Below are 22,500 nucleotides of genomic sequence, written 5' to 3'. Positions count from 1 at the left end.
CACCAACAGACTCAGTACAAAAAGAGCCCTCAGGAGACGCCTCACCATGGCTAAAATTATCTATACCCACACCGACGAAGCGCCGATGCTGGCCACGTATTCGTTCCTCCCGATCATCGAGGCTTTCGCGTCGACCGCCGGGGTAGAGGTGGAGACCCGCGACATCTCGCTGGCCGGGCGCATCATTGCGACGTTCGGCGACTACCTGACCGAGGAACAGCGCATCGGTGACGCGCTCGCCGAGCTGGGAGAACTGGCCACCAAGCCCGAAGCGAACATCATCAAGCTGCCGAACATCAGCGCGTCGGTGCCGCAGCTGAAGGCAGCTATCGCGGAGCTTCAGGGCCAGGGTTACGCACTGCCGGACTACCCGGACAGCCCATCCAGTGATGAGGAATCCGACGTCCGCGCGAGGTATGACAAGATCAAGGGCTCGGCCGTCAACCCGGTGCTTCGCGAGGGCAACTCGGACCGCCGCGCGCCCCAGTCGGTGAAGAACTACGCCCGCAAGAACCCGCACACCATGGGCGCGTGGTCAGCCGATTCGAAGACCAACGTCGCGACCATGAGCGAGGGTGACTTCCGTTCGAATGAGAAGTCCGTTGTCATGTCCTCCGATGACTCGCTGACCATTCAGCACGTTACACAGGACGGCACGGTGAACGTTCTGAAGAAGGCGTTCCCGGTCCTCGCCGGCGAGGTTATCGACGGAACCGTCATGCGTGCGGCGGCCCTGGACGAGTTCCTTGCAGCCCAGGTTGAGCGCGCAAAGAATGACGGTGTGCTGTTCTCCGCACACCTCAAGGCCACCATGATGAAGGTGTCAGACCCGATCATCTTCGGCCATATTGTCCGCGCGTTCCTGCCTGAGGTCTTTGCCGCCTACGGCGACCAGCTCCAGGCAGCAGGGCTCAGCCCCAACAACGGGCTCGGCTCCATCCTGAGCGGCCTCGAGAAGCTGCCGTCCGGCACCCGCGAAGAGGTGGAAGCTGCCGTCCGCAAGGGCATCGAGAACGGACCGAAGCTGGCAATGGTGGATTCGGACAAGGGGATCACCAACCTGCACGTTCCGAGCGACGTCATCGTCGACGCTTCCATGCCCGCGATGATCCGAACCTCCGGTCACATGTGGGGCCCGGATGGAGAGGAAGCAGACACTCTCGCAGTGCTGCCGGACAGCTCGTACGCGGGCATCTATCAGGTAGTGCTTGACGACTGCCGCGCCAACGGTGCCTTCGATCCCACCACCATGGGCACCGTGCCGAACGTCGGCCTGATGGCCCAGGCCGCCGAGGAATACGGCAGCCACAACAAGACTTTCGAGATTGAAACGCCGGGCAAGGTCCAGATTGTGGATAATTCCGGTGACGTCCTGATCGAGCACGATGTCGAGCCGGGTGACATCTGGCGTGCGTGCCAGACCAAGGACGTCGCCATCCGCGACTGGGTCAAGCTCGCGGTCACGCGAGCCCGTGCATCAGCAACGCCGGCCGTGTTCTGGCTTGATGAGGAGCGCGCGCATGACGCCAACCTGATCGCCAAGGTGAACGAGTACCTCGAGGAGCACGACACCGACGGTCTCCAGCTGGAGATCCTCTCTCCGGTGAAGGCAACCGCATTCACCCTCGAACGAATCCGCAAGGGCGAAGACACCATTTCCGTCACAGGAAACGTACTGCGGGACTACCTCACCGACCTGTTCCCCATTCTTGAACTGGGCACCAGCGCCAAGATGCTCTCCATCGTTCCCCTGATCAACGGCGGCGGCCTCTTCGAGACGGGTGCGGGTGGTTCTGCTCCCAAGCACGTCCAGCAACTCGTCCGCGAGAATCACCTGCGCTGGGACAGCCTCGGCGAGTTCCTTGCGCTTGCGGTCAGCTTCGAGCACCTTGCCACCACGGCAGGAAATGCGCGTGCCCAGATCCTAGCGGACACGCTCGACCGTGCAACGGCTACCTTCCTCCTGGAGAACAAATCACCGAGCCGCAAGGTCGGCGAACTCGACAACCGTGGAAGCCACTTCTACCTTGCCCAGTTCTGGGCCAAAGAGCTCGCAAGCCAGAGCGAGGACGCCGAGCTCGCAGCGGCATTCTCGGCAGTGGCGGAACAGCTGACGTCCAGCGAAGACACCATCCTGTCGGAACTGCTCGCAGTCCAGGGAACACCGGTGGATATCGGCGGCTACTACCACCCGGACATCACCAAGGTGGTGGCCGCGATGCGGCCGTCGCAGAAGTTTACTGAAGTCCTCTCGACCCTCGGCTAGGACCGCATGCAGAACGCCCCGCACCCGCGATTCGCTCGCAGGTGCGGGGCTTTTTGCTTGCAGAAGCTGAAGACGAATAGTCGATGAGCTGTTTACACCGGGTAAGAAGCATGTTTTCCTTGAGGCTCAGCATTGACCGTGGGGGTGATGGCATGAGCAGGCGAAACCGCCGTTCGCTCATCTCCTCTGTGCGCATTTCCCTCCTCAGTGTCGGAGGCGCTTTCGGTCTGCTGGCGTTGTCTGCGGGCGCAGCACAGGCGGTCGATGCCGGGGAGCGCAATCTGCTGGGGTCCGTCACTTCCGTGGTTGAGTCGGTAACGACTCCCGTGGAATCGGTGGTCCAGAATATTTCAGGACCCCTCGGCGGTGTAGTTGAGGCAGTTCCTGTTGAGGCAGTTGCGCCGATCCCGTCCAACCAGAATTCTGCACTGCCCGCGGTCTCGGACGTCATTCAAAATGTGCCACCCGCTATCGCGAACATCAGCGCGGTCGAGACGGTTGCTCCGGTCACCAGCCTGGTGGACGCTGCTGTTTCCGAACTGCCTGTGGTGAACGTGATCGTCCCGCCGGGAACAACCACAGCCGTTACCCAGCCTGTCCTGGAAGCCGTTGATGCAGCAGCCGCACCTGTGCTGCCGCCGGTCCAGGAAGTCGTGACGCCGGTCGTAGAGGTGCTTGTCCCTGTGGCAGAGACACTCGATCCCGTGGTCGAGGTTGTCCATCCTGTGGTCGATCCGGTGGTCGAGGTTCTTGAACCGGTTACCGATCCTGTGATCGAGGTTGTTCGTCCTACTGCGCCTGACGAGATTGTGGCACCCCTTCCTGAGCCTGTGAGCGTTGACCCACCTGTCTTGCCCGAAGCTCCCACTGAGCCGTCGGTTGCTGACCCCCAGGTCTCTGCGGAGGAGGAAGTAGCAACGCTTATGGCGCCCATCCGTTTGCCTGGCGAAGCGCTGCCGGCTGCTCAAGAAGCCCCAGAAACAACTGTTGTTTCGGGATCTGTGACAGTGGACGCACTGGCAACTGACTTCCACCCAGCGGACTCACCACACGGTGCGGTGTATGCACTGCAGGGGCTTCCAGATCTTGCGGTGGCTGATCTTCAGCAATCGGACGGTTCGGTTGGCATCGCGGCGGGTAATGCCGCTTCCGGCGCTGCTGCTGCAGGGTCAGCAGGCGCGAGCAGTTCATACGCCGCTGACAGCCATTTTTCTTTCGATTTCAGCATTTCTTCTCTTGGCGCTTCACAGTTCGGCTATCTTGCTGCGCTGTCTTCTGGGCCAACTTTCGACCCCGGTTCAACTCCTGATTGATGAGCCGTCGGTTGCCCTCATGCGGGCGGCAGACGGTCACTGTGGCGCGCTCTTGCGTGCTATCCATACTCATCAATTCAGGAGAAACACATCATGCAAACATGCATACAACGAGGAATCAAAGTATTCCTCCTCGCCGGGGGCATCCTCGTCCTTGGCGCCGGGGCGGCATCAGCCGATGAGACCGGCATAGCGGTAGTTGGCGACGTCGTAGCGCCCGTAAATGTCAGCGGCAATTCCGTCTCGGTGATTGGGGACGCTTCCTCTGAGGGGTCGACGTCGTCATCGGATGGAGTGGCCGTCGATAGCAGTGATCCTGCTGGCACCACCGGATCGGAAGGCAACCTCCTCGGTGGCGTGACCGCAGCTATCGAGGCAGCCGTACCAGTGAATTTGAGTGGTAACTCGATCTCACTGATAGGTGATTCCTCAACCGTTGGCTCTACTGCAGCGGCCGGCGGTACCATCGGCGGTACCATCGGCGGTGGCGAGGCCCAGGCTTCGGTGGGGGAAGGGCATATCGGTGGTATCACTGCCGGCGTTGCCGCTGTAGCACCGGTGAATGTTGGTGGTAACGCGGTGTCGGTGATTGGTGATTCTTCGACCAGTGGCTCCGATTCTGCTGCTGGTGGTGAATCCTCGGGGGATACCTCGACAGGTGCCGCTGAAGGCACTGACGATGGCGGGCTTCTTGGTGATGTTGTCGGTGATGTTGATGCGGTTGTGCCGGTGAATGTTGGTGGTAACGCGGTGTCGGTGATTGGTGATTCTTCGACCAGTGGTGCTGATTCTGGTGCTGAGGGTTCGACGTCGGGGGGTACCTCGACGGGTGGTTCCGAGGGCACTGATGATGGCGGGCTTCTTGGTGACGTTGTCGCGGGTGTTGATGCGGTTGTGCCGGTGAACGTTGGCGGTAACGCGGTGTCGGTGATTGGTGATTCCTCGACCAGTGGCTCCGATTCTGCTGCTGAGGGTTCGACGTCCGGCGACACCAGCAGCGGTGGTACTGAGGGAACCAACGATGATGGTTTGCTTGGTGACGTTGTTGCTGATGTTGATGCGGTTGTGCCGGTGAATGTTGGTGGTAACGCGGTGTCGGTGATTGGTGATTCTTCGACCAGTGGTGCTGATTCTGGTGCTGAGGGTTCGACCTCCGGTGACACCAGCAGCGGTGGTGTTGAAGGCACTGATGATGGCGGGCTTCTTGGTGACGTTGTCGGTGATGTTGATGCGGTTGTGCCGGTGAACGTTGGTGGTAACGCAGTGTCGGTGATTGGTGATTCTTCGACGAGCGGTGCTGATTCTGGTGCTGAGGGTTCGACCTCCGGTGACACCAGCAGCGGTGGTGCTGAAGGCACTGATGATGGCGGGCTTCTTGGTGACGTTGTCGCGGGTGTTGATGCGGTTGTGCCGGTCAATGTTAGCGGTAACGCGGTGTCGGTGATTGGTGATTCTTCGACCAGCGGTGCCGATTCTGGTGCTGAGGGTTCGACCTCCGGTGACACCAGCAGCGGTGGTGCTGAAGGCACTGAGGATGGCGGGCTTCTTGGTGACATCGGAGTTGACCTCGGTGTAATCGTTCCTGTCAACGTTGGCTGCAATGCACTTTCTGTGCTTGGCGACAGCAACTCGTCCGATTGTGGATCTGCCGCGGATGGTCCTTCTGTTCCCGTGAACCCCGAGGATCCGACTGATCCTGAGACCCCGGTCAACCCTGAGAATCCGGGCTCGCCTGCTGAACCTGGCTTCCCCACGACGCCCGGTGATGAAATGACGCCCGGTGATGGAGTAACCCCCGGTGAAGGCGACTCTCCTGCTAACGGTGGCCCTGCTGTTCCAGGTGATCAGAGTGGTACTCCCGGCAACGGGGCTCAAGGTAGCAACCCTGCTTCGGACAACGGCATCCCCGCCGCCGAGTCCACGGTGGTTTTGGCAAGCACCGGCGTCATGACCAGTGCCGGTACAAGCGCTGCCGCGGACACGAACGCCACCTCGGGCAACGCGACCCGTGGCAGCCTCGCGCAGACAGGAACCGATTCATCGGTGCTGCTTCTGGTAGGAGGTCTGCTGCTGGGATGCGGTGTTGCCCTAGTGTCGCGTCGGGCCCGTACCGCACGCATCTAGGTTTAACCACGGCGATGGCCGGAGCCCACGTGGCTCCGGCCATTCGCCACGCCTGCGTTAGGTGCTACTCGTAACAATTCCGGGCCGGATGCGACGGCGGTGAAACGCTCGTGTTACTTCTTGAAACATGAAATCGCAACACTCAGCTGCGTCCGCTGAGGAACGCAACGCACGCATTGCAGTTACCATTTTCCCGCTGCTTGTCCTGGGCGGCGGCGCCGTCGCGTTGATGATACCGACGGCGTTCACCGGCCTCGCACCGGCGATCAATCCTCTTCTCGGAGTCATCATGTTCGGGATGGGCCTGACGCTGACACCGCCGGATTTCGCAATGATTGCCTGGCGCCCGATTCCGGTGGTAATCGGCGTCGTTGCGCAATTCGTAGTGATGCCGCTGCTGGGGCTGCTGGTGGTTTCCGTGCTCGGACTGCCGGCCGCCCTTGCAGCCGGTGTGATCCTCGTTGGATGTTGCCCCGGCGGCACAGCATCCAACGTGGTGTCTTACCTGGCCAAGGGTGATGTAGCACTGTCAGTCGCCATGACCACTGTGTCGACACTGCTTGCTCCGCTCCTGACTCCTCTGCTCACCCTCTGGCTGGCAGGACAATACCTACCGGTAGACGCCGGCGCCATGGCATGGTCCATCGTCCAGATTGTGCTGATTCCCGTGGCACTTGGTCTGGCCGCACGCCTGCTCCTGCCTCGTCTTGTGGCAGCGGCGCTTCCCGTACTGCCCTGGATCTCGGTTGCCGCGATCACGCTGGTGGTCATGGCTGTAGTCGGGCTGAGCGCCGAAGCAATCTTTTCGGCGGGCTTGCTTGTGCTGCTGGCAGTAGTCCTGCACAACGGCCTCGGGTATGCGCTCGGCTATGGAGCTGCACGAGCCTTCAAGCTGCCGATTCCGTCCCGGCGCACCACGGCGATCGAGGTTGGAATGCAGAACTCGGGCCTCGCAGCAGGCCTCGCCCGGACACATATGACCCCGGAGTCAGCCCTCCCCGCAGCAATATTCTCGGTCTGGCACAACGTCTCCGGCGCACTTCTGGCAGCGTACTGGCGACGCCGCGGTGCAGCCGGAGAGACGCAGCGGCCAGCGCCGGAAACGAACCTCGCGAGCTAATTCAACTCACGGTGGTTTTTGGGCCCGCTACCGGTCGTCGTTGGCATATCTAAGGCCCAGCTGGGCCCGGACGCCATCGAACATCCGCATGGTGTCGAGCGTGTGCTGAAGCGGCATGGTGGGACTTTCGAGGAGACCCTCTTGAATGCACCGCGTGGTTTCGCGTAGCTCATAGGCGTACCCGTTCCCTGCCTGTTCGAACTTCTCCACCCGTGCTTCGCCTCCGTGCGGATGGACGTACAGTTCCCGCGGGTTGTGAAGCGGAGCGGACGTGCGTAGCCACCCTTTGCTGCCGGCGACGGTGGCCTGGCTCGGCCCGGAAGCCAACAACGACGACGACAGCTGGGCCTGCGCGCCGCTTGCATAGGTGAGGGTCAGCGCGTTCTGCGCGTCCACGCCGTCGTCATTCAGTGTGCCTTCGGCCGCAACCGAAGTGGGGAAGCCCAGCGATCCCAGCGCCCACGTGGACGGGTAAACCGTGAGGTCCAGCAGTGCTCCGCCACCGGCGAGCGGGTCCCACAGGCGGGCTTCGGGGTTATAGGCAGCTGGGAAACCGAGGTCCGCCTGTACCCAGCGGATTTCGCCGAGTTCGCCCGAGTGGATGATGTCCCACGCCCGGTTCACGCTGGGGAGGAAGCGCGTCCACACCGCCTCCATGAGGAACACCCGCTTCTCCCGGGCCAGATTGATGAGCTCCTCCGCCTCACGCGCGTTGACGGTGAAGGCTTTCTCGCACAGAACGTGTTTGCCGGCGGCAAGCAGTGCCTTGCATACTTCGTAGTGCTGGCCATGCGGAGTCGCTACATAGACGACGTCCACGTCCGGATCCTCAGCCAGCCGCTCGAAACCGCGGGAGCCGCCGTCGTCGTAATGCACGGTTGCGAAGCCGTGCGTATCGGCGAAGGTGCGCGCCCGATCTTCCCTACGCGAGCTCACCGCCTGCAGCACCGCGTCCTCGAGGCGGGCGATATCCTCGGTCACTTTCCGTGCGATCCCGCCCGTGGCAACCACGCCCCAGCGCAGCGGCGCGCCGGTAGCGGCGAAAGGCGAGGGCGCGTCCGGCGCAACGCACGGGGGCACAGGGAGGCGGAGGTTCGTCGTCATTCCTTCATACTTCCGAATGCAGGAGGGCACGTCCACCCGTTACGGCAGTGGTACGTCCGCAACCCGCTTCAAGGACCAGCGCCGCCCCGTTCACCCGGCGTCGCATGGGCATTGCGAGCTCCGAAGCGCCGACCTGGGAGAGCCTCACTTTTAGCATGCGACGAAAAAAGATCCCCGGTCGCGAAATGCGGCCGGGGATCTTCCTGGAGTTGGCTACTTGACCAGCTCAGCGAGCGTGGGGTCATCGGCGTACGCTTCTGCCGCGTTTTCCTGGGTGACGATCTGCGGTTCCAGCAGGTAGGCCGGGACAACCTTCACGCCGTTGTCGTAGGACTCGGTGTCGTTGACCTCGACCTCTTCACAGGCGCCGATGGCTTCAACCATCGTGATGGTCTGCTCCACCAGATTGCTGGTGTCCTTGTTGATGGTGGAGTACTGCTCACCTGCCATGATCGACTTGACCGATTCCACCTCGGAGTCCTGGCCGGTGACAACCGGCGTATCCTTTCCTGCAGCCGCAACCGAGGTGAGGACGGCGCGTGCCAGCGTGTCATTCGGTGAGAGCACGCCATGCAATTCCTCGGAGGCGTAGTTACCGCTGAGGAGGGTATCCATGCGACGCTGCGCGTTCTCGGCCTTCCAGCCCTGGGTCACTGCCTGGTCAAAGGAGGTCTGGCCTGAGACGACATTGAGCGTGCCGTCGTCGATCTTCGGCTGAAGGACGCTCATGGCGCCGTCGAAGAAGACCTGGGCGTTCGCGTCATCGGGAGAGCCCGCGAACAGTTCGATGTTGTAAGGACCTTCACCCTTGCGCTCAGCCAACCCGTCCAGGAGGGCCTGGCCCTGCAGCTCACCGACCTTGAAGTTGTCATAGGCCACGTAGTAGTCCACGTTTTCGGTGTTGGTGAGCAGACGGTCATAGGCGAGGACCGTGATCCCGGCGTCCTTGGCTTGCTGCAGCTGGTTGCCCAGTTGTGCGCCGTCGATCGCACCGACCACGAGGACCTCCACGCCGTTGGTGATCATTGAGCTGATCTGGGCTTGCTGCTCCGCCACGCCGCCATTGGCAAACTGGACGGACGGCTCGTACCCGGCTTCGGTCAGGCCATCGTTGAACAGCTGCTCCGCCAGGACCCAGTTCTCCGAGGTCTTCTGGGGCAGCGCTACACCGATGGCGGCGCCTTCCTCGAACCCTTCGCAGGCGGTCTCGGTGCCGCCGGCGGTCCCGGTTGCCGTACCGGGATCCTCGCGGCCACAGGATGTCAGCGCCAATGCTGAAATTGCAGTGAGTGCTGCAAGTGATTTTGCGAAGTTACGCATTCGATTTCTCTTTCTTTAGCATCTTGCTTTGGTTGTCAGTGAAAGGTTTTGGCCAGAACCGGCGGATCGGTTCTAGAGGACCTGCTTTGTGCCCACTGCCTCCCGGGCTGCGGGGTTTTCCTCGGGCGCTGACGGCGCATCGGGCTTGTTTCGCCCGCCGCCGAAGTTTCGGGTGAGCAATCCGATGATGGAGGGTTTCCCCTGGCTCTTGTTGTACACATCAAACGCGACTGCGATCAGCAGCACGAGACCCTTGATGATCTGTGTCATGTCGGCGCCGATGCCCATCAGCTGCAGGCCGTTGTTCAGGACGGCCATGACGAGGCCGCCGATCACGGAGCCGATCACCGTTCCCACGCCACCGGTCACTGCTGCACCGCCAATGAACACTGCCGCGATCGCATCGAGTTCCCAGCCCACGCCGTCGAAGGGGCCGGATGCTGTGGACCGGCCCACGAAGATCATTCCGGCGAGTGCCGCAAGGATGGACATGTTCATCATCACCAGGAAGTTCACGCGCTTGCTCTGCACGCCGGAGAGCTCGGCCGCGTGGCGGTTGCCACCGACGGCATACACATGGCGACCGACCACGGTCTTGTTCGAGATGAACGCAAAGATGATGACCAGGACAGCGAGGATGAGCCCGGGAATAGGGAAGGACGTTCCCGGGCGGCCGGTGGCAAACAGGGACGTGACGTACAGGATGGCGGCGGCGAGGAGGACGAGTTTCGCCACGGAGATCCACAGCGGCTGCACCTCTGAGCCGATCTGCGCGGTGCGGCGGCGGTTGCTGAACTCCTGGTACACGAAGAAGCCCACAGCGAGCAGACCCAGGAGCACCGTGAGGTTGTTATATCCCGTGACGGGTCCCACCTCGGGGAGGTAGCCGGCCCCGATGAACTGGAACGCCTCAGGTACGGGAATGGTGTTTGATTCGCCCACGTACTGGTTCGCTCCACGGAACAGGAGCATGCCCGCCAGGGTCACGATGAACGCCGGTATGCCCACGTAGGCAACCCAGAATCCCTGCCACGCTCCGATCAGTGCACCGAGGACAAGCCCGAGCACGATCCCGAGGTACCAGGGAATGCCCCAGTCGCGGATGGAGATGGCGACGACGACGCCGGCGAAGGCTGCCACGGACCCGACCGAGAGGTCGATATGGCCCGCGATGATGACCAGCACCATGCCGATTGCCAGGATCAGGATGTACGCGTTGCCGTTGAACAGGTTGATGACGTTGGTCGGTGTGAGTGTGTTGCCACCGGTCTGCCATTGGAAAAACAGAATCAGGGCGATCAGGGCGAAAATCATCCCGAACTGCCGGGTGTTGCCGCCGAACATTCGCTTGAGGGAATTCATGGTGCGTCCTAGGGATTCGGTCAGGCAGATTTTCTGCTGGCGGTCATGAGTTTCATCAGGGATTCCTGGCTGGCTTGCTCACGGGTCACCTCGCCGGTGATGGAGCCTTCGAAGATGGTGTAGATGCGGTCTGAGAGACCGAGGAGTTCCGGGAGCTCTGAGGAAATGACGATCACGCCCTTGCCCTGGTCTGCGAGCTTCTGGATGATGCCGTAGATCTCGTATTTGGCGCCTACGTCGATGCCGCGGGTCGGCTCGTCAAGAATGAGCAGATCGGGATCGGTGAACATCCATTTCGACAGCACCACCTTCTGCTGGTTGCCGCCGGATAATTTGGCCACGCCCTCGTTGACGCTCGGTGTCTTGGTCCGCAGCGACTTCCGGTATTCCTCCGCCACGCGGTATTCCTCGTCGTTGTCCACCACGAAGTTGTGGGTGATCTTTTTGAGGTTTGCGGAGACGGTGGTGGTCTTGATGTCATCCAGGAGGTTCAGCCCGAGCGATTTGCGGTCCTCGGTAACGTAGGCGAGGCCCGCGTCGATTGCCTGCGGCACGGACTTGAAGGTGACTTCCTTGCCGTCCTTGAAGATCCGGCCGGACTTGAAGTTGCCGTAGGAGCGGCCGAACACGGAACGGGCGAGTTCCGTGCGCCCGGCGCCCATCAGGCCGGCGAAGCCGACGATCTCCCCGCGCCGCACCTTGAAGCTTGAGTTCTTGCAGACCAGGCGGTCGGCAACGTTGGGGTGGCCGACCGTCCAGTTGCGCACCTCGAAGAACGTTTCGCCGATCTTCGGGGTGTGGTCAGGGAAACGGGACTCGAGAGAGCGTCCGACCATGCCGCGAATGATGCGGTCCTCGTCCACGCCGTCGTTCTTGATATGCAGGGTTTCGATTGCCTTGCCGTCACGGATGATCGTGATGGAGTCCGCAATCTGCTCGATCTCGTTGAGCTTGTGGGAGATCATGATGCAGGAGATGCCCTTGGAGCGCAGTCCGGACATCAGATCCAGCAGATGCTGGGAGTCAGCTTCGTTGAGTGCGGCTGTGGGCTCATCGAGGATGAGCAGCTTAACGGACTTGCTGAGGGCCTTGGCGATTTCGACCAGCTGCTGCTTGCCGACACCGATGTCCTTGATCTTGGTAGTCGGGTCTTCGCTCAGCCCGACGCGGGCCAGGAGCTCGACGGCGGAGAGGTTGACCTTGTCCCAGTCGATCACTCCGAAGCGTGTGGGCTCATTGCCGAGGAAAATATTCTCGGCGATGGACAGCTCGGGGATCAGGGCGAGTTCCTGGTGGATGATCACGATTCCGGCGGCTTCGCTGGAACGAATGTCCTTGAACTGCATCTCCTTCCCCTGGAAGACAATCTGACCCTGGTAGTCGCCGTAAGGATAGAGCCCGGAGAGCACCTTCATCAGGGTGGATTTCCCAGCACCGTTTTCACCGCAGATCGCGTGAATCTCGCCGGCCGTAACGGAAAGGGAAACATGATCGAGTGCTTTCACACCGGGAAATTCCTTGGTGATCGACTGCATCTCGAGGATGGTGTGGTTGTCCATAGAGGCCTTCCCGCAACTGACTGCGCTGTCCTTGGACCGAAAAGGCCCGCCAAAAAAGTAAACTCTGAGTAAGGTGTTGGCGTCAAGTCTTGAACGCAATTAATGTCGAACTGTTGGAAAACCAGAACTTAGCTTGAGCTAAGGCTGGGCTGGGACAAGACGACGGCGACGCCCCCGAGTGCTTCGGCGCGGTCCCCGAGGGAGCCCATGCTGACAGTTGTCGATTCTCCGACAACCGGCACTGCATGCCGAAGCAATCCGCGCCGGACGGGGTCAAGAAGGATATCGCCGAGGCCGGTCAGGGACCCGCCGAGAACTATCAGTTCGGGGTTGATCAGGTTGGCGACATGGGCAATGGCGCGGCCGATCGCGAGGCCGGCATCGTCGAGGACGCGAAGTGTTGCGGTGTCTCCGCCGAGGGCGAGCTGCACAATGTCGGGCGCCGTGAGCGGCCGGTGGCTGGTGCGCTCTAGCAGGCTGATCATGGTTGCCGTCGAGGCGACGGTTTCGAGGCAGCCGCGGTTGCCGCACCGACAGATGAGGCCGTGCTCGTCGATGGTGGTGTGGCCTAGTTCTCCCGTGATCCCGACGTTGCCGTAGTACAGCGCACCGTTGAGGATCAGGCCGGCGCCGATGCCTGAGCCGATCTTCACGAAGATCAGGTTCTCCACCGAACTGTGCGGCCCCCAGGTGACCTGCGCCAGCGCTCCGAGGTTGGCGTCATTGTCAATGAACACAGGGATTCTGAGGCGTTCACTGAACGTCTCGAGGATGTTGATTCCCACCCATTCAGGCAGGATGGCGCCCTGCACAACGGTTCCTGTGCGACGGTCAATGGGGCCGGGGATTCCGATGCCGGCGCCGAGTAGCGCGCTTCGGGGAGTACCCGATTCCGTCAGCAGCCGTTCAAGGAGTTCCGCGGCGGCGTCGAGCCCTTCCTCCGCGGTGTGGCCGGCTGTCAGCGGGATGGCTTCCTCGCAAAGAACACGGTAGTCCGGGCCGGCAAGGACTACCCTCACGTGCCTTCGGCCGATGTCGATGCCGACAGCAACTAACCCGTTGTCATTGAGCGCAACGGACAGGGCCCTGCGCCCGGAGCTGGTGGTGGGGCTCGTTGTTACTGTGCCTGAGTCCGACATACCGCGAACAATGTTGGAGACCGTCGCCGTGGAAAGCCCGGTCTGGCGGGCCAGTTCAGCCTGGGTCTGAGGACCGCCGGTCGCAAGCGCCTGGACGATTCTTTGCTCATTGAGCTGCCGGAGAGCCGACTGGGAACCTGGCTTATGAAGGCTCGGCTTGGGGGCAGGCCTCGACGGCGCGGCAGACTCAACGGACATGCCTACAGATTCCTACACGAAGGTTGTTGCCGTCAAGAAGTAAACGCAACTCGATGGAGAGCAGCCAACTCCTGATAGCGGGAAGCGTTGTCCCGGACGTCCTGCAGTTCGTTGTCGGTCAGCTCCCGGCGGACCTTCGCCGGGACACCGGCCACCAGCGAACGCGGCGGAACCTGCATGCCTTCGAGCACCACGGCGCCGGCGGCAACCAGGGATCCCTCTCCGATGGTTGCGCCGTTCATGATGGTGGCGCTCATGCCGATCAGGCAGTCGTTCCCGATCGTGCACCCATGCACGACGGCGCTGTGCCCCACACTCACGCGGTCTCCCACGGTGGCGGGGAAACCCGGATCGGCATGCACGACCACGTTGTCCTGCAGGTTTGTACCCGCGCCGATGGTGATGGTCTCAGTGTCTGCGCGCACACTGACGCCGTAGAACGCGCTGGCGTTATCCCCGAAGGTTGCCTTGCCGATGACGGAAGCCGTCGGTGCTACGAACACGGTCTCCGGGATCGAGGGAGTGTTACCGCCGAATTCAATGATGTGTCCCATCCGCCCAGCCTATCCCCGTGAGATTTCCAGACCGAGGACGCGGTGGGAAACTGCCGGCTCAGTCCTCCAGCACTACCGCCTGCGCAACAATCACGCGCTCGCCGTTGAACGTCACGGCGGGGGAGCCATGCAGCCGGTAGCCACTCTCCAGAGCCTCGCTCACCCGTGCGCAGAACGCGCGGTCGTCGGGGCCGGTCAGTACGCGGTAGCGCAGTGGCGTCTCATCACTCATGTTTACTCCTGGAGAAATCTAGTTGAAGACGACAGTCCGCGTGCCATCGAGCAGCACACGGTGCTCGGCATGCCACTGCACGGCCTGTGCCAGCGTCCGGCTTTCGACGTCCGCACCCATCGCGGCCAGCTGTGGTGCCGTCCGCGCGTGATCCACGCGGATGACTTCCTGCTCGATGATGGGGCCCTCGTCCAGAGCCGGGGTCACGTAGTGCGCAGTTGCACCGATCAGCTTCACGCCGCGGGCGTGCGCCTGGTGATAGGGACGCGCACCCTTGAACGACGGCAGAAACGAGTGGTGGATATTGATTGCACGCCCCACCAGCTGCGAGCACAGGGAGTCGCTGAGCACCTGCATGTACCGTGCAAGAACCACGAGTTCAATCCGATGCTCGGCCACGAGCTCCAAAAGTCGTTCCTCCGCCGAAGCCTTACCGTCAGCGGTGACGGGAACATGGTGAAAAGGCACGCCATAGAATGCGGCAAGGTCAGCCAGGTCCGTGTGGTTCGAAACAATCACGGGCACCTCGATCGGCAGGATCCCCGCGCGCTGCTGGAAGAGCAGGTCGTTGAGGCAGTGGGCGGATTTGGAGGCCATGATGAGCGTGCGCGCCGGTGTGCCTTCGGCGTGCAGCCCCCACGTCATCCCGAACGCCTGGGCTACCGGCGCCAGGTGCGCTTCGACGGCGCCCCGTTCCGATCGCGTGGTGATCGCCACCCGCATGAAGAACGTCCCCGAGTCCGGGCTGCCGTACTGCTGGGACTCGGTGATATTGCAGTCAGCAGCCACCAACGCCCCGGAAACGGCATGGACAATTCCCGGCCGGTCATCACAGGAGAGCGTCAGAATGAACGACGACGGCGCGCTGCCGGGAACACCGGCCTGTACAGCTTCAGTCACGCTCCAAGGTTACCGGGCACGGCAGGGGCGCAGCAGCGCTGCGAGTCACCGTCCGAAACACTTCGAGCCAGTTTGGCTGGAACTTTCGGGCGCACCCCGGTCAACAGGTAGCCTGACCTGTAGAACCCTCATCTCACCAGGAGCCTTCCGTGACTTCATCCTCTCCCTCTGTGACCCAGTCCGTGACCAATGCGCCGCTGTCCGAGGTGGACCCGGAAATCGCCGCGGTCCTCAACAATGAGCTCGCACGCCAGCGCGACACCCTCGAGATGATCGCCTCCGAGAACTTCGCGCCGCGATCGGTCCTCGAAGCTCAGGGCTCGGTCCTGACCAACAAGTACGCGGAGGGCTACCCGGGCCGCCGTTACTACGGCGGCTGCGAGCATGTTGACGTCGCAGAAAGCCTGGCCATCGAGCGCGTCAAGACGCTCTTCGGTGCGGAGTACGCCAACGTCCAGCCGCACTCAGGAGCCCAGGCCAACGCCGCCGCGCTCGCTGCGATGATCAAGCCCGGCGAGAAGATCATGGGCCTGTCCCTGGCGCACGGCGGCCACCTGACCCACGGCATGAAGCTGAACTTCTCCGGCAAGCTTTATGAAGTCGCAGCATATGGTGTCGAGAATGACACGCACCGCCTCGACATGGAGCGCGTCCGCGAGCAGGCCCTGGCTGAGAAGCCCCAGGTCATCATCGCCGGTTGGTCCGCGTACCCCCGTCACCTCGATTTCGCAGCATTCCGGTCCATCGCTGACGAGGTCGGCGCCCTGCTCTGGACCGACATGGCCCACTTCGCAGGCCTCGTGGCAGCCGGCCTGCACCCGAGCCCCGTTCCCCACTCGGACGTGGTCACCTCCACCGTGCACAAGACCCTCTCCGGCCCGCGCTCAGGCGTGATCCTGGCCAAGCAGGAGTGGGCCAAGAAGTTGAACTCCAACGTTTTCCCGGGCCAGCAGGGTGGCCCGCTCATGCACGTCATCGCGGCCAAAGCCACGGCCTTCAAGATTGCCGGCACGGAAGAATTCAAGGAGCGCCAGAAGCGCGTCCTCGAGGGCGCCCGCATCATCGCAGAGCGGCTCATGGGCGCTGACGTCACCGAGCACGGAGTGTCGGTCCTCACCGGCGGAACCGACGTGCATCTGGTCCTGGTGGACCTCCGCCACTCCGAGCTGGACGGTCAGCAGGCGGAGGACCTCCTGCACTCGGTGGGCATCACGGTGAACCGCAACGCGGTCCCCAATGATCCGCGCCCGCCCATGGTCACCTCCGGCCTCCGCATCGGCACCCCCGCTCTCGCCACCCGCGGATTCGGCTCCACCGAGTTCGCCGAGGTGGGCGAAATCATCGCTGCAGTTTTGAAGCCCGGTGCTGACGTCGAGGGGCTGCGTGCACGCGTATCCCGCCTCGCTGCCGATTTCCCGCTCTACCCCGGGCACGAGGAATGGTAGAAGACCTGCCCCCAGGTGCGTTGGACTCGGCGGCAGCCCGCTCGGATGAGTACGAGATCCCCACAGCGGAGTGCTGTTTCACAGGGTGCTGTGAGCGTGGCAAGGCGTACCTGCTCGAGGAATTGGACAGGGAACAGCTCAACAAAGGAGCGGCGTAGATGAGCGCACAAATTCTTGACGGCAAGGCAACAGCGGCCGCAATCCGCAGCGAACTCACAGAGCGGGTCACCACTCTGAAGGGCCAGGGCATCACGCCCGGCCTGGGTACGGTGTTGGTCGGAGATGACCCTGGGAGCCATTCCTACGTCGCCGGAAAGCACCGCGACTGTGAGCAGGTGGGCATCAACTCGATCCGCCGCGACCTGCCGGGGGACATCAGCCAGGAGGACCTCGAAAAGGTCATTGACGAACTGAACGACGACGACGCCACCACCGGTTACATCGTCCAGTTGCCTCTGCCTGCGCACATCGACGCACATGCCATCCTGGAGCGGATGACGCCGGGCAAGGACGCCGACGGACTGCACCCGACCAATCTCGGGAAGCTCGTCCTCAATGTCAACGGACCTATGGACTCGCCCCTGCCGTGCACCCCGCATGGCATCGTCGAGCTGCTTCTGCGCCATGACATCGAGCTCAAGGGCAAGAACGTGCTCGTCGTGGGACGTGGGGTGACTGTAGGTAGGCCGCTTGGCCTGCTGCTGACCCGGCGTGCGATCAACGCGACCGTCACGCTGGCGCATACCGGCACAGTGGACCTGCCGCGGCACCTCAGCGAGGCCGACGTCGTCGTGGCGGCCGCGGGCCTGCCCGGGATGATCACGGCTGAACATCTGAAGCCCGGCGCTATCGTCCTGGACGTGGGGGTCACGAGGGTGACTGATCCTGAGACCGGCAAGGCCATCCTGCGCGGCGACGTCGCGAAGGACGCAGCCGGCGTCGCCGGCTGGTTTTCGCCCAACCCCGGGGGAGTGGGCCCCATGACGCGCGCGATGCTCCTGGCCAACGTTGTCGAGGCTGCGGAACGTCAGGCGGGCGTCACCAGCTAGTTACAACTCCCAGGGTAGGCTCTAGGCTGTTCTGGTGCCCAACCAAACTATTCCGAACTACGTCATCTCCGCTGACCGGCTGACCAAGCACTACGGGAATTTCGCTGCCGTCGACGGCATCTCATTCGACGTACCAGCGGGGGAGTCCTTCGGCCTGCTCGGTCCCAACGGCGCCGGCAAGTCGACCACCATGAGGATGATCGGCGGCGTCTCGCAGCGCACCTCCGGGAAGCTGACCATCATGGGTCTGGATCCTGAGCAGCATGGTCCGGAGGTTCGGGCGCACCTCGGCGTCGTGCCGCAGCAGGACAATCTGGACGAGGAACTGCGCGTCCGGGACAACCTGCTGGTCTACGGCCGCTACTTCGGCCTGCCGATGAGTTACCTCAAACCCAAGGCGGATGAGCTGCTTGAGTTCGCCCAGCTCACCGACAAGGCAAAGGCGAAGGTGGACTCGCTGTCAGGCGGCATGAAGCGGCGCCTGACCATCGCCCGGTCTCTCATCAACGAGCCGAAGATCCTCCTGCTGGACGAGCCCACCACCGGCCTCGATCCACAGGCGCGGCATATTCTCTGGGACCGGCTGTTCCGTCTGAAGGAGTCCGGGGTTACCCTGATCCTCACGACCCACTACATGGATGAGGCGGAGCAGCTCTGCGACCGCCTCGTCGTGGTGGACAAGGGGCAGATCATGGCTGAGGGATCTCCCGCCACACTCATCCGCGAGCACTCCACCCGTGAGGTGCTCGAGCTCCGCTTCGGCTCGGAAAGGAACACAACGGTGGCAGCGGATCTGGCCGGCATCGGTGAACGGCTCGAGTCCCTGCCGGACCGCGTGCTGATCTACACGCACGACGGCGAGTCTGCCCTTGAGCAGGTCACCGCCCGCGGTCTTCATCCCATTACCTCCCTTGTGCGCCGGTCCTCCCTTGAAGATGTTTTCCTGCGACTGACCGGTAGGAGCCTCGTTGACTAGCCAGCACACCGGCACCCCGGATCAGCCCGCACCGGGCGGCCGCCGGGAAACGGGAAATACGAAGAATGAGCAGGCCGTCCGCGCTGCCCATTCCCCGATGGTCGCGGCGGAACGCGCCCGGAAGTTCGGCTCCTGGTATTACGCCGAACACGCCCTTAAGGTGATGAACGGCTACCGCTGGACGCTGCTCGCCTACAGCGTGGGCAATCCCGTGATGTATCTCTTCGCAATGGGAGTCGGCCTCGCCACGCTCGTGGACAGCAACAGCGCCGAGAGCGCTTTCGGCGGCGTTAGCTATCTTGCGTTCATTGCGCCGGCGCTCCTGTCCTCCGCCACGATCATGACGGCCGCCACGGAGTTCACCTATCCCGTCATGGACGGCTTCAAGTGGCGGCGCGTCTACTACGGTCCGCATGCCTCGCCGCTGGCCGTGCACCAGATCGTCAACGGATACATCATCGCGATCTCACTGAGGCTCTTCCTGATGTCCGCGATCTACTTCGCGATCGTTGCTGCCTTCGGTGCATCGCCATCTGCCTGGGGGTCGGTGGCAATCATCGTCGCCGTTGTCTGCGGGCTTTCGTTCGGGCTCCCGCTCATGGCGTACTCGGCCAGCGTCACCGAGGACAAGGGCCAGTTCGCGCTGGTCATGCGCTTCATCGTGACTCCGTTGTTCCTGTTTTCCGGCACCTTCTTCCCGCTCGAAACGCTGCCCATCTTCCTACGCTGGATCGGGTGGATCTCCCCGCTGTGGCACGGTACGGAACTGGGACGGGTGCTGACCTACGGGTATGACGAGCCGCTCTGGCTCTCGGCAATCCACATCCTCTATCTGGTGGCGCTGGCACTGCTCGGCTGGGTCCTGGCCCGCCGCATGTATGAACGGAGGCTGGGCAAGTGAGCAACATTCTCACTGAAGAGGACTACCGGGTCCAGGTGAAGGACCGCCCGTTCAGTGCGCTGTACGCACGAAATGCCAAAGCAGTGATTGCGCGCGGACTCATGGCCACCAAGAGCAGCAACTGGCTGATCATGGTGTCCGGGTTCTTCGAGCCGGTGCTCTACCTCATCTCCATGGGGGTGGGCCTGGGCGCACTGGTGGGCACCGTCGTCGGGCCCGGCGGAGAGGAAATCAGCTACGCCGCCTACATAGCGCCGGCGCTCCTTGCAGTCTCCGCGATGAACGGCGCGGTCTATGACTCCACCTGGAACGTGTTTTTCAAGATGAATTTCGCAAAGCTTTACCAGGGCATGCTGTACACCTCGCTGGGGCCGCTGGATGTTGCGATCGGCGAGATTTTCCTCGCGCTCCTGCGGGGCGCCCTGTACGCCACGGGCTTCACCGCGGTCATGGGGCTGATGGGGCTGATCACCACGCCGTGGGCACTGCTGATGGTTCCGGCGTCCGTGCTGATTGCTTTTGGCTTCGCGTCGTTCGGCATGGGCATCACCAGCTACATGAAGACCTTCCAGCAGATGGATTGGATCAATTTCGTGATGCTGCCGATGTTCCTGTTCTCGGCGACGTTCTATCCATTGAGTGTTTACCCGCAGGGGATCCAGTGGTTCATCCAGGCTCTGCCGCTCTGGCACGGCGTTGAACTGCTGCGTCAACTCAGTATTGGCATCTTCACCCCTGCAACGGCAGTCCATATCACCTATTACCTGGTGATGATCCTCGTGGGGATGGTCCTGACCACCACGCGCCTCCGGAAGCTGTTTCTGAAGTAGGAACGCGTAAGGACGGAAGGTGTCCGCGATTGCCTACCATTCGCGGTGGAGACGGCAGATACTGGGACCATGATTGGGAAATGGCACGCAACCGTCTTCGACTGCTCAAACACGGACCAGCTGGCGTCCTTCTACGAGGACCTGTTGGGCATGATCCGCGTCCAGCATGATGACAACGGGTGGATCACCATCGGTGATGCCCCGGACCGTCCGGCACTGGCCTTCCAGCAGGTTGAGGGATACATGCCGCCGAGGTGGCCGGGCCAGGAGATCCCGCAGCAGGTGCATCTCGATATCCGGGTGGAAGACCTCGACGTCGCGGAGCAGAAGGTGCTCGCGCTAGGGGCTACCAGTCTGGAGTCGGGGACGGGCACCTACCGGGTCTATCTGGACCCGGCAGGCCACCCGTTCTGCCTCGTGTGCTGGTAGGCACGGCTTGCTAACGGACCCTCAGGTGACCAGTTCGGCGTACACCACGTAGTTGTCGTCGAAGAGCCCGGTTTCCGGATCATAGCCGTCACAGGTGATGAGCCGGAGCTCGGCGCCCTCGGTGTTCCCATACACCTTCTGGGTCGGGAAGTTGTCCTTCGGGTACTGCTCGCCCTTGGTCACTGCGAAAGTGGCGGTGGACCCATCCTTGCGCTTGACCTCGATGAGGTCGCCGGCCTTCAGCGCCCTGAGGTCCGCAAAGACGCCGGGGCCGCCGCCGGTGGCGTTGACATGGCCCAGCAAGACAGCCGGTCCGCGCTCGCCGGGCGTGGGGGACTGGTTGTACCAACTGGCTGGTGCTCCGGGTCCGTCCGGCGGCACTTCCAGGGACCCGTTTTCCCGTAGCCCAAGCGAGAGCAGTTCGGAACCCGCTTCGATGGTGGGTATCGAGAAGGAGACCGGTTCGGAAGCTTCCAGCACCGGCGGAAGGGCGGGTGTCTGGGAAGGCTCCGCGGAGGGGGACGTTTCGGGGCTCGCGGAAGGGGCCGGTGTTGCCGGCACGGAGGTAGCCGGCGCCGTCGTCGTCGTTGGGGCCTGAGCACCCTCGCTGCCGGTGCCTGTGCCGCAACCGGTGAGTATCAAAAGGGCGGCCGCCGCAGAAACTGCAAAGCTTCTGCGGCGGCCGGAGTTGGAGCTGATCATGAGATCAGATCAGTCCTTTACTTGGTGGTTGAGCGACGGACAGCGTAGGTGCCGCCGGCTGCTGCTGCCAGAACCAGGCCGCCACCGAGGGCGATCATGCCCAGGTTGGAGCCGGTCTCCTGAGCAACGCCGGTGTCAGCGCCACCCTCAGGCATTGCGCCCATCTGTGAAGCAACCAGGGTGCCACACAGAGCAGGCGAGGTTGCGCCGAGCGGCAGGTCCGGGTTCAGGTTGCTCGGGGAGGAGAAGGCTTCTTCGGTTCCCGTTGCCGTTGCCGGATCCAGACCGTGAACCACTACAACAGCGGTTCCGGCGTCAAGCGCGTCCAGGGTTGCGTCATTCATTTCGAAGGTGCGCTCGATGGTGTAGGTACCGCCCTGGCCACCCAGTGCAAGGTCAAGACCTGCAGCCGGGCTGGTGTCTCCGCTGGTGCCCAGCGTGGTCAGAATGTCACCGTAGAAAGGAGCACCTTCGGTGGTGTCCACGATCTCGTTGCCGTCAGCATCAGCAGCAGGCGTGGGGCAGGTGCCCTCGGCGCCGCCGTGGATGTGCTGGACGTGCGGGTAGGGTCCGTCCATGAAGGTCTCGGCGAGGCCGGAAACCTGCAGGCTGACCGTTGCCTGCTTGTCATTGATGGTCACCGTGATGTTGCCGGTACCGGTTGTGCCGTTGAGCTGGCCCAGCTGGGACGTGTACGTTCCATCGGCGTGGGCAGCCATGGCGGGTGCGCCGCCCATTGCCAACAGACCCATAGCGAGGGTCGGGACTGCGAAAAGAGCTTTCTTGTTCATGATTCCTCCATGGTGCGAATGGGGCGCGCACCGAATGGGGTGCGCATGACCTTAGTTCGGCGTGGGTTGCATCACGGATGGGTGTGATCTGAATTAAATTTCTGTCCGCCTCCTTCGGGTGCCGGGACTCCCTTTTCGCCAGTGGTGGAAGCAGCCATACCCATGCTGCCGGTTTGCGACAATGGA

The 22,500-nt window shown here is 62.5% G+C and carries 19 protein-coding genes and 1 pseudogene; 10 read left to right on the top strand and 10 right to left on the bottom strand.

Translation table 11 applies throughout. The annotated features are described in order from the left end of the window. Positions 1 to 46: 46 nt before the first annotated feature. From ABFX19_RS12770 to ABFX19_RS12755, 4 genes are all read left to right on the top strand, one after another. Complete coding sequence (locus ABFX19_RS12770) at positions 47 to 2,266, top strand: NADP-dependent isocitrate dehydrogenase (RefSeq protein ID WP_346028484.1); 2,220 nt, start codon at positions 47 to 49, stop codon at positions 2,264 to 2,266. Positions 2,267 to 2,418: 152 nt separating this feature from the next. After that, the gene (locus tag ABFX19_RS12765; protein WP_346028483.1) at positions 2,419 to 3,579 is read left to right on the top strand and encodes a hypothetical protein; all 1,161 of its coding nucleotides are present in this window, start codon (positions 2,419 to 2,421) and stop codon (positions 3,577 to 3,579) included. A gap of 93 nt (positions 3,580 to 3,672) precedes the next feature. Then, a complete protein-coding gene (locus tag ABFX19_RS12760) occupies positions 3,673 to 5,703 on the top strand; it encodes a beta strand repeat-containing protein (RefSeq protein ID WP_346028482.1) in 2,031 nt (676 codons plus the stop codon). Between the two features lie 127 nt (positions 5,704 to 5,830). Further along, positions 5,831 to 6,823, top strand: coding sequence for a bile acid:sodium symporter family protein (locus ABFX19_RS12755; RefSeq protein WP_346028481.1), 993 nt, complete (start codon positions 5,831 to 5,833; stop codon positions 6,821 to 6,823). A 27-nt stretch (positions 6,824 to 6,850) separates the two neighbouring features. Here ABFX19_RS12755 and ABFX19_RS12750 read toward each other — a convergent pair whose 3' ends face one another. From ABFX19_RS12750 to purU, 8 genes and pseudogenes are all read right to left on the bottom strand, one after another. Continuing rightward, positions 6,851 to 7,927 carry a Gfo/Idh/MocA family protein gene (locus tag ABFX19_RS12750; protein WP_277358201.1) on the bottom strand — a complete coding sequence of 359 codons (1,077 nt, stop codon included), beginning with the start codon at positions 7,925 to 7,927 and terminating at the stop codon, positions 6,851 to 6,853. A gap of 213 nt (positions 7,928 to 8,140) precedes the next feature. Continuing rightward, on the bottom strand, positions 8,141 to 9,247 hold the full coding sequence (locus ABFX19_RS12745; RefSeq protein ID WP_277358200.1) for a substrate-binding domain-containing protein: 1,107 nt from the start codon (positions 9,245 to 9,247) through the stop codon (positions 8,141 to 8,143). Positions 9,248 to 9,319: 72 nt separating this feature from the next. Beyond that, positions 9,320 to 10,609: a multiple monosaccharide ABC transporter permease gene (gene mmsB, locus ABFX19_RS12740; protein WP_056548945.1), complete on the bottom strand. Its 1,290-nt coding sequence runs from the start codon at positions 10,607 to 10,609 to the stop codon at positions 9,320 to 9,322. A 20-nt stretch (positions 10,610 to 10,629) separates the two neighbouring features. After that, positions 10,630 to 12,168 (bottom strand): multiple monosaccharide ABC transporter ATP-binding protein, encoded by a 1,539-nt coding sequence (gene mmsA / locus ABFX19_RS12735; protein ID WP_277358199.1) that lies wholly within the window; start codon positions 12,166 to 12,168, stop codon positions 10,630 to 10,632. A 128-nt stretch (positions 12,169 to 12,296) separates the two neighbouring features. Next, positions 12,297 to 13,505 (bottom strand): ROK family transcriptional regulator, encoded by a 1,209-nt coding sequence (locus ABFX19_RS12730; RefSeq protein ID WP_277358198.1) that lies wholly within the window; start codon positions 13,503 to 13,505, stop codon positions 12,297 to 12,299. Between the two features lie 32 nt (positions 13,506 to 13,537). Then, a complete protein-coding gene (locus ABFX19_RS12725; protein WP_277358197.1) occupies positions 13,538 to 14,059 on the bottom strand; it encodes a gamma carbonic anhydrase family protein in 522 nt (173 codons plus the stop codon). A gap of 67 nt (positions 14,060 to 14,126) precedes the next feature. Beyond that, a pseudogene (locus tag ABFX19_RS12720) lies at positions 14,127 to 14,291 on the bottom strand (DUF1737 domain-containing protein); the annotation flags it as partial. Positions 14,292 to 14,309: 18 nt separating this feature from the next. Then, entirely contained in the window at positions 14,310 to 15,191 is an 882-nt protein-coding gene (gene purU / locus ABFX19_RS12715) for a formyltetrahydrofolate deformylase (protein ID WP_277358194.1), read from the bottom strand. A 149-nt stretch (positions 15,192 to 15,340) separates the two neighbouring features. On the opposite strand from purU, the gene glyA reads away from it, so the two are divergent. The 6 genes from glyA to ABFX19_RS12685 all read left to right on the top strand — a co-directional run bounded on the left by glyA (position 15,341) and on the right by ABFX19_RS12685 (position 20,821). Then, positions 15,341 to 16,636 carry a serine hydroxymethyltransferase gene (gene glyA / locus ABFX19_RS12710; RefSeq protein WP_277358193.1) on the top strand — a complete coding sequence of 432 codons (1,296 nt, stop codon included), beginning with the start codon at positions 15,341 to 15,343 and terminating at the stop codon, positions 16,634 to 16,636. A gap of 158 nt (positions 16,637 to 16,794) precedes the next feature. Next, entirely contained in the window at positions 16,795 to 17,685 is an 891-nt protein-coding gene (locus ABFX19_RS12705) for a bifunctional methylenetetrahydrofolate dehydrogenase/methenyltetrahydrofolate cyclohydrolase (RefSeq protein WP_346028480.1), read from the top strand. Positions 17,686 to 17,719: 34 nt separating this feature from the next. Then, positions 17,720 to 18,661, top strand: coding sequence for an ABC transporter ATP-binding protein (locus ABFX19_RS12700; protein WP_277358191.1), 942 nt, complete (start codon positions 17,720 to 17,722; stop codon positions 18,659 to 18,661). 97 nt (positions 18,662 to 18,758) lie between these two features. Next, positions 18,759 to 19,562, top strand: a complete 804-nt coding sequence (locus tag ABFX19_RS12695) for an ABC transporter permease (protein ID WP_056549313.1) — start codon at positions 18,759 to 18,761, stop codon at positions 19,560 to 19,562. Between the two features lie 5 nt (positions 19,563 to 19,567). Next, a complete protein-coding gene (locus ABFX19_RS12690) occupies positions 19,568 to 20,392 on the top strand; it encodes an ABC transporter permease (protein WP_346028738.1) in 825 nt (274 codons plus the stop codon). A 69-nt stretch (positions 20,393 to 20,461) separates the two neighbouring features. After that, positions 20,462 to 20,821 carry a VOC family protein gene (locus tag ABFX19_RS12685; protein WP_056549309.1) on the top strand — a complete coding sequence of 120 codons (360 nt, stop codon included), beginning with the start codon at positions 20,462 to 20,464 and terminating at the stop codon, positions 20,819 to 20,821. Positions 20,822 to 20,842: 21 nt separating this feature from the next. Here the strand turns inward: ABFX19_RS12685 and ABFX19_RS12680 are convergent, their stop codons facing one another. Both ABFX19_RS12680 and ABFX19_RS12675 read right to left on the bottom strand, forming a co-directional pair. After that, on the bottom strand, positions 20,843 to 21,523 hold the full coding sequence (locus tag ABFX19_RS12680; RefSeq protein WP_346028479.1) for a class F sortase: 681 nt from the start codon (positions 21,521 to 21,523) through the stop codon (positions 20,843 to 20,845). 17 nt (positions 21,524 to 21,540) lie between these two features. Next, positions 21,541 to 22,314, bottom strand: a complete 774-nt coding sequence (locus ABFX19_RS12675; protein WP_346028478.1) for a hypothetical protein — start codon at positions 22,312 to 22,314, stop codon at positions 21,541 to 21,543. Positions 22,315 to 22,500 lie beyond the last annotated feature (186 nt).

The sequence above is a fragment of the Arthrobacter parietis genome, from assembly GCF_039530425.1.
GTDB lineage: Bacteria > Actinomycetota > Actinomycetes > Actinomycetales > Micrococcaceae > Arthrobacter_D > Arthrobacter_D parietis.
The sequence above is the reverse complement of the archived record's forward strand: the minus strand, read 5'-3'. Positions and strand labels throughout refer to the sequence as shown.